The organism is Streptomyces sp. NPDC086989 (genome assembly GCF_044745505.1).
Lineage (GTDB): Bacteria > Actinomycetota > Actinomycetes > Streptomycetales > Streptomycetaceae > Streptomyces.
Genome location: NZ_JBIVAL010000003.1, coordinates 525,021 through 538,883, shown reverse-complemented (window position 1 = coordinate 538,883; position 13,863 = coordinate 525,021). Strand labels below are relative to the sequence as shown.

Genomic DNA, 13,863 nt, shown 5'->3' with positions numbered 1-13,863 from the left:
TCTCCGGGTGGGCTGTCACCGCTGTGTGGTGAGCCTGTGCCCCGTCTGTGAGTCCCTCCGCGATTCCGCTTCCCGGGGGATCGCCGGTTGCTCCGGGGCGAGCGGGAGCAGGACCTCGAAACAGGTCCACCCGGGTTCGCTCCACACGTCCACCTGTCCGCCGTGCGCCGTGACGACGGCCGAGACGATGGCGAGCCCCAGGCCGGTGGAGCCCGCGGCCCGGGAGCGCGAGGCATCGCCGCGTGCGAACCGTTCGAAGACATGGGGGAGCAGGGCGGGTGGGATACCGGGCCCGTCGTCCTCGATCCGCAGCCGGACCGCGGATGTTTCACGTGAAACACCGGCGGTGACGGTGGTGCCGGGCGGGGTGTGCGTACGGGCGTTGGCGAGCAGGTTGACCAGGACCTGCTGGATCCGGGCCGGGTCCGCGCGGATCGGCGCGGGCTCGTCGGGCAGTTCGAGGCGCCAGTGGTGCTCGGGTCCGGCGGCCCGGGCGTCGCTGACGGCGTCGATGACGAGCGGGGCGAGGTCGGTGTCGGTCGCGCTCAGCGGGCGGCCGGCGTCGAGCCGGGCGAGCAGCAGCAGGTCCTCGACGAGGCCGGTCATCCGGGTCGCCTCCGACTCGATGCGGCCCAGGGCGTGCCGGGTGTCCGGACCGGGCTCCTCACGGCCCCGGCGGGTGAGCTCGGCGTACCCGCGGATGGAGGCCAGGGGGGTGCGCAGCTCGTGGCTGGCGTCGGCGACGAACTGCCGGACCCGGGTCTCGCTCTGCTGGCGGGCGGTGAGGGCGGAGGAGACGTGCCCCAGCATCCGGTTGAGGGCGGCGCCGACCTGGCCCACCTCGGTCCGGGGATCGGCCTCGGCGTCCGGGACCCGCTCGTGGAGGGCGGGTTCGCCGCTGTGCAGGGGGAGTTCGGAGACGCGGGTGGCGGTGGCGGCCACCCGGCGCAACGGGCGCAGGGCGACCCCGACCAAGGCCTGCCCGGCGAGGGAGGCCGCGATCAGCCCGGCGAGGGTGACGCAGACCTCCACGGCGATCAGCGTCTGAACGGTGGAGTCGACCTCGGTGAGCGGATAGGCCAGAGCCAGGTTCCCTTCGGGGGAGGCCTGTACCCGGTAGCTGCCGAGGCCCGGCAGGTCCAAGTCCACGGGTGCGGGCCGGCCGCGTTCGGCGGCGGCCTTGGCGACGGCCTTCTCCAGGACGTGGGACTGAGCCGGGGTGAGCGGCCGGCGGGTCTCCAGGCCGGGCCCGCCGATGGCGGCGAGCCGGGCGCCTTCGGTGGTGCCGCCCGGCTCGGACCGGATCCCCGCGGCGCCCAGGGGGGTGCCCGGGGCACTGACGAACCAGAGGCCGTCCCGCCCGGGCTTCGCCGGCGAAGGGTTCCGGGGCGTGGCCATGTCCACGGCGATGTGGAGCTGCTGGTCGAGTTTGTCGACCAGGTACGAGCGCAGCGCCAGGGTGGTGACGGCGCCGATGGCCGTGCCCACCACGGCGATGAGCGCCACCGCCGAGACGACGAGCCGGGCCCGCAGGGACCAGGAGCGGACCGGACGCAGGACGCGAAGGCGCCGCGGCGGGCGGGGTGCCACTACTCGGCCGGCTTGATCAGGTAGCCGGCGCCGCGCCGGGTGTGGATCATCGGGGGCAGACCGGGGCCGCTCTCCAGCTTGCGCCGCAGGTAGGAGATGTACAGCTCGACGACGTTGGCCTGGCCGCCGAAGTCGTACGACCACACCCGGTCCAGGATCTGCGCCTTGCTCAGCACCCGCCGCGGGTTGCGCATCAGGTAGCGCAGCAGCTCGAACTCGGTGGCGGTCAGGTGGATCTCCCGGCCTCCGCGGGAGACCTCGTGGCTGTCCTCGTCGAGCCGCAGATCACCGACGGCCAGGACGGAGCCCCCGCGCGCGGCCTGGGCGGCCCCCGAGCGGCGGACCAGGCCGCGCAGCCGGGCCACGACCTCCTCCAGGCTGAAGGGCTTGGTGACGTAGTCGTCGCCGCCCGCGGTCAGACCCGCGATGCGGTCCTCGACGGAGTCCTTCGCGGTCAGGAACAGCACGGGGAGCTGCGGGATCTCCCGGCGCAGCTGTCCCAGGACGGCGAGGCCGTCCATGTCGGGCAGCATGACGTCGAGGACCACGACGTCGGGCCGGAACTCCCGGGCGGCCCGGACGGCGCCGGCCCCGTCGCCCGCGCTGCGGACCTCGCAGCCCTCATAGCGCAGGGCCATGGACAGCAGCTCGGAGAGCGAGGCCTCGTCGTCGACGACGAGCACCCGGCAGGGGCCGCCGTCGGGCCGGACGAGGGCCCCGGGGTTGCTGGTGGACGTGGACGCATGGGAGGTGGTCGTCGCAGTCATGCGACCACGCTGACCGCGGCCTCTGAGAGCGTTCTTGTCCCTACCTGTGAATTTCCTGAGAACTGGAGGGGCCCGGGGAGCCCCCGGGCGGCCCGCTCAGTCGAGGCGGAACAGCCGGGCGCCGTTGTCGTGGCAGACCGCGCGCAGCCAGTCGTCGCCGAGGCCGAGCCGCTCCAGGGCCTCCAGCTGGTGCTCGTACGGGTAGGGGATGTTCGGGAAGTCGGTGCCGAGCAGGATGCGGTCACCAAGGTCCGCGAGCCGTCCCAGCTCGCCGGGCGGGAATCCGCCCAGTCGCTCGGAGAAGTCGGTGAAGGCCATGGTGGTGTCCAGGCGCACCGCGGCGTGGCGCTCGGCGAGGTCCAGGAAGTCGGCGTACTCCGGCATGCCCATGTGCGCGACGATCAAGGGCAGCCGGGGGTGGCGGGCCAGCAGCCGGGCGATCGGCCCGGGTCCGGTGTACTTGGCCGCCACCGGACCCGACCCGCAGTGGATCACGGTGGGGATGTCCGCGTCGGCGAGCAGTCCCCAGACGGCGTCGAGCCGTTCGTCGTTCGGGTCGTACGCGCCGACCTGGAGGTGCGCCTTGAAGACCCGGGCGCCGGCCTCGACGGCCTGCCGGACGTACTCCGGGGCGCCGTCCTCGGGGAAGAAGGTCGCCGTGTGCAGGCAGTCGGGGGTCCGGGCCGCGAAGTCGGTGGACCAGGAGTTGAGCCAGGCGGCCATCTCCGGCTTGTGCGGATAGAGCATGGAGGTGAAGGCCCGGACCCCGAACTCCCGCAGGAGCGCGACCCGCTGCTCCTCCTCGTGCCGGTAGGTGATGGGCCAGGCGACGCCGGTCAGCGGTCCGACCGCGTCGAAGTAGTCCCACACCTTGTCCAGGACCCGCTCGGGCATGAAGTGCGTGTGGACGTCGACCAGTCCGGGCACCCCGAGCCGCTCCCGGAAGGCGCGGACCGCGTCAGCCGTTGCGGGCAAAGCCGTGGCTCCGCTCGACGGTCGCGACGTGCAGGGTGTAGCTCTCGTACCAGTCGGCGCGCCCCTGCTTCATGGCCGCCTGGTGCTCCAGGTCCTGCCGCCACCGGGTGAGGGACTCCTGGTCGCGGAAGTAGGCGACGGTGATGCCGAGGCCGCCGGGAGTGCGGGCGGACTCGTAGCCGAGGAAGCCCGGATTCGCGTGCACGATCTCCTTCATCCGGTCGAGCGTCTCCGGGTAGCCGGTGTCGTCGGGAGTGCGGACATTGCTGAAGACCGCCATCACATAAGGCGGTTCGAAGGCGGGGACGGGCTGGATGGTCATGCCCACCACCCTCCGCGGCGGCCCCCCGGCATGTCCACCGGAAAGCGGCCCCGGAGCCCAAAGGGATCCAAGATTTGACCTTGGACCGCAGGGCGGCGCCCACCTTGCGGCAGCGGTCAGAACAGCCCGTCCTGGGCGCCGGGGACGGCCGGCGGTGACAACTCGGCGACGGGCACCGCGCTCGCGGCTCCCGCGTCCGGGGCGACGAGTTCCCAGCCGGCGAGCAGCCGGGTGTCCACCACGAGACCGTCCGCGAAGTGCAGGTCCGGCCCGGCTGCACCGGCCAGCCGGCCCACGACGGCTCCGCCGGGGATCATCTCGGTGATCACCCTGGCGGGAGTCGGCAGGCCGTCCAGCCCGAACGGCCCGGCGTGATCGGCGATTTCGCACACCATTCGCTCCAGCGACTCCGGCCAGCCGGCCAGGGCAGCGGCCCGGGCGTGCAGCTCGGCGACCTCCCCGGCCCGGTCCGCCGCGGCCGGCAGGTGCCCCCGTACCGCGCGCTTGCGGGCGTACGCGATCCGGTCCGGCACCCCCAGCGCGGCCCGCAGCAGCTCCTCGGTGCGGCGGGTGGCCATCAGCGGCCCCCGCCCCAGCCAGGTCCAGGTCACCGCCCCCTGCTCCAGCAGCCGGGCGGGGCCGCGCTCCTCGGCCGTGATGCCGACCTTGACCATGCCGGGGCCGAACCAGGCCAGGTAGACGCGGTAGGTGCGCGGATCGGCGGCGTTGGTGTCGGCGGCCACCGAGAACGACCGGTCCAGGCGGGCGCACTCGGGGCACTGCGCGTTGCCGGCCCTGCCCGGCACGGTGGCGGCCGTGGGGCACGGGGTCCGCCGCCCGGCCCGCCACACCCCGAGGCAGCGCCGTTCCCCCCGGGCCGCGAAGGCCAGCCGCTGCCCGTACGCGAGGGGGCTGCTGCGCTCACCGCGGCCTTCGGCGCACCACCCGATGGCCGGGTGGCCGTCGCTCCACCGGATTCCGGTGCACCACCAGGTCACAGCGGGAGCGGCCGCTCGAAGAAGGTGTCCAGCACGACGGTGGCGTGCGTACCGCTGACTCCGTCGATGGCGTAGAGGCGGCGCAGGACGTCCTGGAGCTGTCCGGTCGATGCCGTGCGCACCTTCACCAGGACGGAGGCGCTCCCCGCGATGACGTGCGCCTCCTGGATCTCCGCGATCGCCTCGAAGGCCGCGCCGGAGTCCCCCATCCAGGCGTTGGAGTCGACCATCACGTACGCGAGCACCCCGCTCCCGACGGCCGCGGGGTCCACCTCGACCGTCGTGCGCCGGATGACCCCGCGCTCGCGCAGCTTGCGCACCCGCTCGTGGGTGGCCCCGGCCGAGAGCCCCACGGCGGCGCCGAGGGCGGCGTAGGACTGACCCGCGTCCTGCTGCAAGCGCAGGACGAGCGCCCGGTCGATGTCGTCCACGCGATCTTCCTCCCCATCCCCTGGAATCTCTTGCGCTGACGGTACAGGATCCTGCAATCTCACCACGAGACCGAACGCCATTCGGCACACAGCCTTTCAGGGGGAAGAATGTCAGCCATAGCCGATCTCAGCCTGTACGAGGTCCTGGACGAACGATTCCGCACGGGGCGCTGCGCCAACGGCGACATGCGGCTCGAACGCCTCTACGACGACTGCCGCTGGGCGGAGGGCCCGCTGTACCTGCCGGCCTGGCGGCAGCTCGTGTGGAGCGACATCCCCAACGACCGGATGCTGCGCTGGGACGAGGAGACCGGCGCCGTCTGCGTCTTCCGCTCCCCGGCCGGCCATCCGAACGGCAACACCCTGGACCGCGAAGGCCGCCTGATCACCTGCGAGCAGGGCAACCGGCGCGTCACCCGCACCGAGCCGGACGGCACCCTCACGGTCATCGCCGACCGCTTCGACGGCAAACGGCTCAACAGCCCGAACGACGCGGTGGTGCACTCGGACGGCTCCGTCTGGTTCACCGACCCGGACTTCGGCATCACCAGCGACTACGAGGGCCGCCGCGCACCGGGCGAGATCGGCGCCTGCAACCTCTACCGCGCCGACCCCACGACCGGCGAGGTGCGCCTCGCCGCGGGCGGGTTCCTCGGCCCGAACGGCGTGGTCTTCTCTCCCGACGAGAGCGAGCTCTACGCGGCGGACACCCGGGCGGGCCACATCCGCGCGTTCGCAGTCGGCGCGGACGGCACCCTGACGGACGACCGCGTCTTCACGCAGTGCCCCGGAGTGGACAACATCCGCTTCGACGACGAAGGCCGCCTGTGGGCCGCGGCGATGGAGAACGGCGTGTACTGCCATGCCCCGGACGGCACGCTCATCGGCCGCATCCGCGTCCCCGAACCCGTCTCGAACATCGCCTTCGGCGGTCCCAGGAACAACCGCCTCTTCATCACCGCCACCACGTCCCTGTACTCCCTGGTCCGCTCGGTGACGGGCCTCCCGCGCGTCCGGCAGGGCCGCGGCCAGGGCCAGTGCCCCCGGCGGATCGGCTAGCGGGCGACGAACTGCGTCAGGATCGCCTGGACCTCGTAGATGTCCACCCCCTTGGTGAACGTCTTCTCTATCGGCGCCGCACTCCCGGAGAGCCAGATCTTGAGCTCGGCGTCCAGGTCGAAGTGGCCGGCGGTCTCCACGGAGAAGTGCGTGATGCTCCGGTACGGGACCGAGTGGTACTCCACCTTCTTGCCGGTGAGCCCCTGCTTGTCGATCAGCACGAGACGCCGGTCGGTGAACAGGATCGTGTCCCGGATCAACAGGTACGCGGCGTGCACCTGCTCCCCCTGCCCGAGCAGCCGTGCGTAGTCCCGCTGCGCCGACACCGGGTCGACCGTGTGCGCGTTCCCGAACAGTCCCACGAGAGTCCCCCTCCGTCGGCCCGAACCGTTGCGGACCTCCTCCGGGACCGTATCCGGGCCGGCGCCGTCCGGGCGTCCCCCGCGGGACCGATCCCCGACCCGGACGATCCCGGGGTCCCCCTCCCCACCAAGGAGGACACGCGCCTCAGGGGCGGCTGCCCGAGGCCGGCGGCTCCCGCACCTGACGGGCCGTCCAGTGGCCGGCGGCCCCCGGGCCCGCGGGCGGTGATCAGGTGCGCGCGCACGCGTACGGCCCGGCGCGCCCGGATCGCAGAACGCGCGTCCCCTGGCCACACGGCGGGGAAACACCAGAGGCCCTCAGGATTTCTCCTGAGGGCCTCTGGCCTGCTGTGCACTCGGCAGGATTCGAACCTGCAACCTTCTGATCCGTAGTCAGATGCTCTATCCGTTAAGCTACGAGTGCTTGGGCTTCCCGGGGTTTTTCGCCCCGTTGGCCTTGCGAGAACAACAATACATGGACCTCGCCGGGACGCGAAATCCATTAGCCAAACCTGGTCTGACCTGCGGAAACACCCTGGACGGAGATCATCCGGATGGATCGGCGCGGTCATCCGGATGGATCGGCGCGCAAGGGTCCGCAGGAATGCGGCCGGGGTCGGGCCGGTCGCGGTGGAGTCGGAGCGGAGTCGGGATCGGGAGATCACCCGGAAAGCACGGAAGCCCCGGTCCGTGAGGACCGGGGCTTCGGCAGGTGCGGAGGCGGAGGGATTTGAACCCTCGATGGGGTGTAAGCCCCAAACCGCATTAGCAGTGCGGCGCCATAGACCGGACTAGGCGACGCCTCCAGCACACCCCCGCGTACGAGGGTGCGTGCAGATGATGACACAGCCACAGGGCCGCTCACCAATCCGCTCCCACGGTACAAGGACAGCCGCCGCGAGAGCAAAGCCTTAAGGGCCCCGGACACGCCGTCCGGACACGCCGTCCGGACACGCCGTCCGTACGCGTGCACGCACGCGGCCCCGTACGCAACGTCAGCGGGCGCACGTCGTTGGTCAGGCGTACGACGTACGGACGACCTGGAGTGCCCATGCTGCGTCTCGCCGCCTTCGCCGTCACCTCCGCCCTGGCCGCCTCCGCGGTCACGGGCGCCGGGCCGCTGCCCCCGCTGCCGCCGCTGGGCCGGCTGCTGGCACCACCCGACCGCCTCACCATCGCCGTGACCGCCACCGGCAACCCGCGGGCGGACGGCGAGTACCTGCTGCAGTGCGACCCCGTCGGCGGGAACCACCCCGAGGCCGAGCGGGCCTGCGCCCGCCTCGACGGTTTCGCGAAGCAGGGCAAAGACCCCTTCGCCCCCGCCTCCAAGCGGCAGATCTGCACCTTCCAGGACGGCGGACCGGCCACGGCGCACATCACCGGAACGTGGCAAGGCCACAAGGTGGACGCGACGTTCCGCCGGACCAACGGATGCGAGATCGCCCGTTGGAACGACCTGGAACCTGTGCTTCCGGCAGGGCGCTCCTGACCTGGGAGGATGCAGAGGATGCACGGGATCCGCGGAACATCCGCCACCTCGGGCCGGGGCGGTGCCCTTAGACTCCTCCCGTGACATGCCGGTAGTTGTGGTCAGGGAGGAAGCTCGTCGTGAGCAGCAGGCCATCCCGAGGCGCTGCTCGCCTCGCAGCAATACTCGATGCCCTTCCGGACGCGCTGTTGCTCGTCAACGCCAACGGCACGGTCGTCAACGCCAATTCGATCGCCCTCGAGGTGATGGAGAGCCCCGGCACGGGCCTCGTCGGCCGCGGCGTGCTGGACCTCCTCCCGGAGTTCGACTCCAAGCTGATCCCCGGCTCCATGCGCCGGCCCGGCGAGGACGAGGGCGGCCGGGCCAAGCCCAAGCGGATGATCGCGCGGCGCACCGACGGCACGGAGTTCCCCGTCGAGGTGACCGCCGCCCATCTCGACGGCCGCGACGCCTATCGCGAGCCCCAGCCCTACACGGGTGACGAGCTGCTGATGCTCGTCGTACGGGACCTCTCCGAGACCGTGGACACCGAGGCCGAGCTGGCCCGCTCGCAGCGGCAGACCGAGATGATCCTGCGGGCCGCCGCCGAGGGCGTCGTCGGCACGGACACCGACGGGCGGGTCGTCCTCGTCAACCCGGCCGCCGCGCAGATCCTCGGGTACCGCGCCACCGACCTCGGCAACCGCGAGCTGCACGGGCTGATCCAGCACTCGCGCGCCGACGGTTCGCCGTTCCCCTTCGAGGAGTCCCCGCTCGCCGACACCCTGCGCAGCGGCCGCAAGCACCGGGTGCGCGGCCAGGTGCTGTGGAACAAGGCCGGACAGCCCGTCTCCGTCGACCTGACCACGTCGCCCGTACGGGACGGGGAACTGCTCGTCGGCGCCGTGATGACCTTCACCGACCGGCGGCCCTACGACGCACTGGCCGCGCGCCACGCCCAGCTGCTGGCCGTCCTCGGCGAGTCCCTGCGCGGGCCCCTGGAGGAGCTGCGCGGGGAGCTGGCCACGCTGGCCGCCGACGACGCGGGGCAGCTGTGGCCCGAGGCCAACCAGCTGCTGCACCACCTGGCCGCCGGGTACTCGCGGATGACCGCGCTGGTCGACAACGTGCTCGGCTTCCAGCGGCTCGACGCCGGCGCCGAGAAGCTCAAGAAGAAGAAGGTCCTGATCGACGGGGTGGTCGCGGCCGGCATCGACGGCGCGGTCGAGCTGATCGGCCCGGGCCGCGTGCAGTTCGCCGTGCACGCGCCGACCATCGAGGCCGAGGTGGACGCCGAGCGGATCGCCGGCGCCCTCGCCCACCTGGTCGCGGACGTCGCCGGGGTGGACGCCACCGGCAAGACCCGTCAGGGCAGCGGCTACAGCGACTCGACGATCGTCGTGGCCGCCGCCCAGCGCGGCGAGGTCGTACGCATCGAGGTGCGCGGGCCCTACGAGGGCGGCAACCCGGTGCACGAGCCGATCGTGCGGGGCATCGTGGCCGCGCACGGCGGTGTGCTGCAGACGGTGGAGGTGCCGGGCGCTCCCGGCGGTGCGTACGTACTGGAACTGCCGCTCGGTGCCGGGGCCGGAACGGTGACGCTGCCGGAACCGGAACCGGAACCGGAGCCCGCGGAGGAGCCGTCGGCCGCCGAGGGAGCGGGCAAGGGCCCCGCCGGTCGGCGGGGCCGGCGGGGAGTGGACGCCTTCCTGGAGGACGGCGGCGAAGAGGCGAAGGCGAACGGTGGAGCCGGAGGCGGGAGCGCGCTGGCGCTGCCGTCCGGGCGGCGGCGGGCGGGTGAGGCGGGAGCGGACGCTCCCGGCGGCGCACCCGAGCTCGCGCAGTCCCCGGTGAATCCGGCGGGCCTGGGAACCGGGCGCCGCCGCGGCCGGGACGGTGACGGAAGCGGAACCGGCGGCGAGGGTGCTCAGGGCGGTCCCGGCCGGCCCGTGACCCCGCAGGACGCGGCCATGCCCGCGCTCCCGCCCGTGCCGCAGTCGGCGCCCGGCCCCGGCGCGGCACCGGGCCCGGCGACGCCCGTACCGCCGGGGCCCGTGCCGCCGGTGCCGGTGACCGAGCATCCCGCCGGGCGGCGGCGTGCACTGGGCCCGGCCGTCGCTCCGCAGCCCGGTGGCCCCGTGCCCGCGACGGGCCTCGGCCCGGTCCCGGCCACCGCCCAGGCCCCCGCACGGCCCATCGCCCCGGAGGGCGGCTTCGCGCTGCCGGCCGGCCCGACCCCGGCGGCGGCTCCCGCACCGGCTCCCGCACCGGTTCAGGGCCCGGCGAACCCTGCCCCGGCTGCTGCCCCTGCCACGGGCGCCGCACCGGGCCCCGACGAGATCGCGGGCGACGCCCCGGCCGGGCGGCGCGGCCGCCGGGTGCTGGGGGCTCCCGGCGGCGGACCCGCGGCGCCCGCCGCTCAGCCCGCGGCGGGCGCGGAGGAGCCCGTACCACCGACCGGTCGTCGGCGTGCTCTGCCCGCCACCCCGGCCTGGCCGGTTCCGGCGGCCAGGACCGCTCCCGAGGACGAGGAGGCCGCCGGACAGGCGGCCGTGCCCGGGGCCCGGCAGCCGCAGGACGCTCCGGAGGAGGCCGCACCCAAGCCGTTCAGCGTGCGCGCCCTCGGCACCCTCGGCCAGGGCATCTCGGTCGACTCCACGAGCACCAACGGCGCGGGCGGGGCGGGCGGCTCCGGCCGTCGGCGCCGCCTCGCCGAGCCCGCGCCCCAGGGCCGGGCGTTCGCGATAGGAGCCCCCGAGGCGGGAGCCGACGAGGGCCCCGAGCCGCTGGACGGCCCGGGCGGCGCCGTCGAGGTCGTCAACCGGCCCGTACCGCTGCCCGTCGACGACGAGCTTCCGCCTGAGCCGCTGGACAACCCGCGCCGCCTCCTGGTGTGGCCGGCGCCCGACGTGCAGACCCAGCAGGCGCTCAGCGACCGGGGCTACCGCCCGGTGATCGTGCATTCCCGTGAGGAGGTGGACGCGCAGATCGCCGCGTTCCCCGCCGCCCTGTTCGTGGACCCGCTGACCGGGCCGATCACCCGTACCGCCCTGCAGTCCCTGCGCCAGGCCGCGATGGCCGCTGAGGTGCCCGTACTGGTCACCGCCGGGCTGGGGCACGCCACGCGCGAGGCGGCGTACGGGGCCGATCCGGCCGTCCTGCTGAAGGCGCTCGCGCCGCGTGACAGCGAGCAGCACCCCTCCCGGGTGCTGCTGATCGAGGAGCACGACGAGATCGCGACGGCGCTCACGGCCGCCCTGGAACGGCGCGGCCTGCAGGTCGCCCGGGCGGGTGCGGACACCGACGCGGTGGAGCTGGCAACGCGGATGCGGCCCAATCTGGTCGTCATGGACCTGATGCAGGTCCGGCGCCGGCGGGCCGGGATCGTGGACTGGCTGCGCGCCAACGGGCAGCTGAACCGGACGCCGCTGGTCGTCTACACGACCGCGGGGATCGACCCGGCCGAACTGCCGCGGCTGGCCTCTGGGGAGAGCGTGCTGTTCCTCGCCGAGCGGTCCACCACGGCGGACGTCCAGGGCCGCATCGTGGACCTGCTGGCCAAGATCGGCACGAACTAGCCATCCTGGCCCGATGGCCATCATCGACGCGAGTGAGCAGACCGTCCCCGCCGACAACGGCGAGGTGAACCTGCTCATCGCCCGGCAGGTGGAACCGGGGCACGAGGAGGCGTTCGAGGCCTGGGCCCACGGCATCCTGGAGACGGCCGCGACGTTCCCCGGGCACCTGGGGTACGGGCTGTTCCGGCCGACCGCGGACGGCGGGCCGTGGTTCCTGGTCCACCGCTTCCGGGACCAGGCGGCCTTCCAGCGGTGGCAGGACTCCGCCGAGCGCGCCCAGTGGTTCTCCAACTGCCTCGGGCACCACCACACCGAGATAGCCCGGCGCGAACTGCACGGCATGGAGACCTGGTTCGCGAAGCCGGGTACGACCCGTCCCGCGCCGCCGCGCTGGAAGATGGCGATCAGCTCGGGGCTGGCCATCTTCCCGATCTCGCTCGCCGGGAACGCGGTGCTCGGGCCGTACCTGGTGAACCTGCCCTTCGTCCTGCGGACAGCCGCCTTCGCCGTCGTCTTCAGCACGCTGATGACCTACCTGGCGATGCCGGCCGTCAGCAGGCTGCTGCGGCCCTGGCTGACGAAGTCCGGCCAGGGCTGAGCGGGTACCGCCCGTCGCGTCAGCCGAGCTCGATGACGATCAGCTCGCCGTCCGCGTACTGCTTGCGGATCACCTTCTTGTCGAACTTGCCGACGCTGGTCTTCGGGACGGCCGCGACGAACGTCCATCGCTCGGGCAGCTGCCACTTGGCGATGGACTGGCTGAGGAAGACGTGCAGACCCGTGTGGTCCACGGTCGCTCCCTCCTTGAGGACCACGGTGGCCAGGGGGCGTTCGCCCCACTTGTCGTCCGGGACGGCGACGACCGCCGCCTCCGCGACCTCGGGGTGCGCCATCAGCGCGTTCTCCAGCTCGACGCTGGAGATCCACTCGCCACCGGACTTGATGACGTCCTTGGCGCGGTCGGTCAGCGTGAGGTAGCCGTCGGGGCTGATCACGCCGACGTCGCCGGTCTTGAGCCAGCCGTCCGCGCTGAACTTGTCCTCGGGGCGCAGCGCTTCGCCGGACGCGCCGCCGTAGTAGGCCCCCGCGATCCAGTTGCCGCGCACCTCCAGCTCGCCGGCCGACTCGCCGTCCCAGGGCAGGACGTCGCCCGCGGGACCCACCAGACGCGGCTCGACGCCCGCGGGGAACCGGCCCTGGGTGACCCGGTACGGCCACTCCTCCTCGGCGCTCAGGCCGGCCGGCGGGTGCGCCATGGTGCCCAGCGGAGAGGTCTCGGTCATGCCCCAGGCGTGGCAGAGGCGGACGCCGAGCTTGTCGTAGGCGGCCATCAGGGAGGGCGGACAGGCCGCGCCGCCGATGGTGACCTGCTTCATGGAGGTGAGGTCGCGCGGGTGGGCGGTGACCTCGGCGAGCAGCCCCTGCCAGATGGTGGGGACGGCCGCGGCGTGCGAGGGCTTCTCCCGCTCGATCATCTCGGCGAGCGGGGCGGGCTGGAGGAAGCGGTCCGGCATCAGCATGTTGATGCCGGTCATGAAGGTGGCGTGGGGCAGGCCCCACGCGTTCACGTGGAACTGCGGCACGACGATGAGGGTGGTGTCCCGGTCGGTCAGGCCCATCGACTCGGTCATGTTGACCTGCATGGAGTGCAGGTAGACCGAGCGGTGGGAGTAGACGACGCCCTTGGGGTCGCCCGTCGTGCCGGAGGTGTAGCACATGGCGGCGGCCGAGCGTTCGTCCAGCTGCGGCCAGTCGTAGCGGTCGGAGCGGCCCGCCAGGAGCTCCTCGTACTCATGGACGCGTACGTCCAGCCCGTCGAGTGCGGAGCGGTCTCCGATGCCGGAGACCACCACGTGCTCGACGGTGGGCAGGTGCGGCAGCAGCGGTGCCAGCAGCGGCAGCAGGGTCCCGTTGACCAGCACGACGCGGTCGACCGCATGGTTGACGATGAAGACCAGCTGCTCGGGAGGCAGGCGGAGGTTGAGGGTGTGGAGGACCGCGCCCATGGACGGGATGGCGAAGTAGGCCTCGACGTGCTCCGCGTTGTTCCACATCAGGGTGGCCACCCTGTCGTCCTGCCGGACGCCCAGCTCGTCGCGCAGGGCGTTGGCGAGGCGGGTGGCGCGGGTACCGATCTCGGCGAAGCTGCGGCGGTGCGGCTCGGCCTCCCCGGTCCAGGTCGTGACCTGGGATTTACCGTGGATCGTCATGCCGTGCTGAAGTATGCGGCTGACGAGGAGCGGTACGTCCTGCATGGTGCTCAGCAAAGCGTCCTCCCGGTGGGCGCTGCGGCGCTGCGGCGGCTACGGATGC

General features: G+C 73.0%; 12 protein-coding genes and 2 tRNA genes. 4 read left to right on the top strand and 10 right to left on the bottom strand.

Annotated elements, in window-relative coordinates; translation table 11 throughout:
* Window positions 1-15 precede the first annotated feature (15 nt).
* The 6 genes from ACIPK4_RS09170 to ACIPK4_RS09145 all read right to left on the bottom strand — a co-directional run bounded on the left by ACIPK4_RS09170 (window position 16) and on the right by ACIPK4_RS09145 (window position 5,083).
* Window positions 16-1,590, bottom strand: coding sequence for a sensor histidine kinase (locus tag ACIPK4_RS09170; RefSeq protein ID WP_402310450.1), 1,575 nt, complete (start codon window positions 1,588-1,590; stop codon window positions 16-18).
* Entirely contained in the window at window positions 1,590-2,357 is a 768-nt protein-coding gene (locus ACIPK4_RS09165) for a response regulator transcription factor (protein ID WP_054227150.1), read from the bottom strand. Before ACIPK4_RS09165 ends, ACIPK4_RS09170 begins: the two co-directional genes overlap by 1 nt.
* 96 nt (window positions 2,358-2,453) lie before the next feature.
* Entirely contained in the window at window positions 2,454-3,332 is an 879-nt protein-coding gene (locus ACIPK4_RS09160; protein ID WP_402310447.1) for an amidohydrolase family protein, read from the bottom strand.
* Window positions 3,316-3,654, bottom strand: coding sequence for an antibiotic biosynthesis monooxygenase family protein (locus ACIPK4_RS09155; protein WP_402310444.1), 339 nt, complete (start codon window positions 3,652-3,654; stop codon window positions 3,316-3,318). Before ACIPK4_RS09155 ends, ACIPK4_RS09160 begins: the two co-directional genes overlap by 17 nt.
* Before the next feature lie 116 nt (window positions 3,655-3,770).
* A complete protein-coding gene (locus tag ACIPK4_RS09150; RefSeq protein WP_402310441.1) occupies window positions 3,771-4,652 on the bottom strand; it encodes a DUF2797 domain-containing protein in 882 nt (293 codons plus the stop codon).
* The gene (locus ACIPK4_RS09145) at window positions 4,649-5,083 is read right to left on the bottom strand and encodes an Lrp/AsnC family transcriptional regulator (RefSeq protein WP_054227154.1); all 435 of its coding nucleotides are present in this window, start codon (window positions 5,081-5,083) and stop codon (window positions 4,649-4,651) included. The genes ACIPK4_RS09150 and ACIPK4_RS09145 overlap by 4 nt, the downstream gene beginning before the upstream one ends.
* A 108-nt stretch (window positions 5,084-5,191) precedes the next feature.
* Here ACIPK4_RS09145 and ACIPK4_RS09140 point away from each other — a divergent pair, with 108 nt between their 5' ends.
* Window positions 5,192-6,142 carry an SMP-30/gluconolactonase/LRE family protein gene (locus ACIPK4_RS09140; protein ID WP_402310438.1) on the top strand — a complete coding sequence of 317 codons (951 nt, stop codon included), beginning with the start codon at window positions 5,192-5,194 and terminating at the stop codon, window positions 6,140-6,142.
* On the opposite strand, the gene ACIPK4_RS09135 is transcribed toward ACIPK4_RS09140, so the two are convergent.
* The 3 genes from ACIPK4_RS09135 to ACIPK4_RS09125 all read right to left on the bottom strand — a co-directional run bounded on the left by ACIPK4_RS09135 (window position 6,139) and on the right by ACIPK4_RS09125 (window position 7,310).
* On the bottom strand, window positions 6,139-6,504 hold the full coding sequence (locus ACIPK4_RS09135) for a PH domain-containing protein (RefSeq protein WP_054227156.1): 366 nt from the start codon (window positions 6,502-6,504) through the stop codon (window positions 6,139-6,141). The genes ACIPK4_RS09140 and ACIPK4_RS09135 overlap by 4 nt on opposite strands.
* Window positions 6,505-6,855: 351 nt before the next feature.
* Window positions 6,856-6,928: transfer RNA gene (locus ACIPK4_RS09130), tRNA-Arg, on the bottom strand.
* A gap of 291 nt (window positions 6,929-7,219) precedes the next feature.
* A tRNA-Ser gene (locus ACIPK4_RS09125) sits at window positions 7,220-7,310 on the bottom strand.
* A 245-nt stretch (window positions 7,311-7,555) separates the two neighbouring features.
* Between ACIPK4_RS09125 and ACIPK4_RS09120 the strand changes: the two genes are divergently transcribed.
* From ACIPK4_RS09120 to ACIPK4_RS09110, 3 genes are all read left to right on the top strand, one after another.
* A complete protein-coding gene (locus tag ACIPK4_RS09120) occupies window positions 7,556-7,993 on the top strand; it encodes an SSI family serine proteinase inhibitor (RefSeq protein WP_402310435.1) in 438 nt (145 codons plus the stop codon).
* Window positions 7,994-8,112: 119 nt separating this feature from the next.
* A complete protein-coding gene (locus ACIPK4_RS09115) occupies window positions 8,113-11,550 on the top strand; it encodes a PAS domain-containing protein (RefSeq protein WP_402310433.1) in 3,438 nt (1,145 codons plus the stop codon).
* A 13-nt stretch (window positions 11,551-11,563) separates the two neighbouring features.
* Window positions 11,564-12,148 carry an antibiotic biosynthesis monooxygenase gene (locus tag ACIPK4_RS09110; protein ID WP_376192659.1) on the top strand — a complete coding sequence of 195 codons (585 nt, stop codon included), beginning with the start codon at window positions 11,564-11,566 and terminating at the stop codon, window positions 12,146-12,148.
* Window positions 12,149-12,167: 19 nt separating this feature from the next.
* Here the strand turns inward: ACIPK4_RS09110 and ACIPK4_RS09105 are convergent, their stop codons facing one another.
* The gene (locus ACIPK4_RS09105; protein WP_402310429.1) at window positions 12,168-13,817 is read right to left on the bottom strand and encodes a long-chain fatty acid--CoA ligase; all 1,650 of its coding nucleotides are present in this window, start codon (window positions 13,815-13,817) and stop codon (window positions 12,168-12,170) included.
* Window positions 13,818-13,863: the final 46 nt, after the last annotated feature.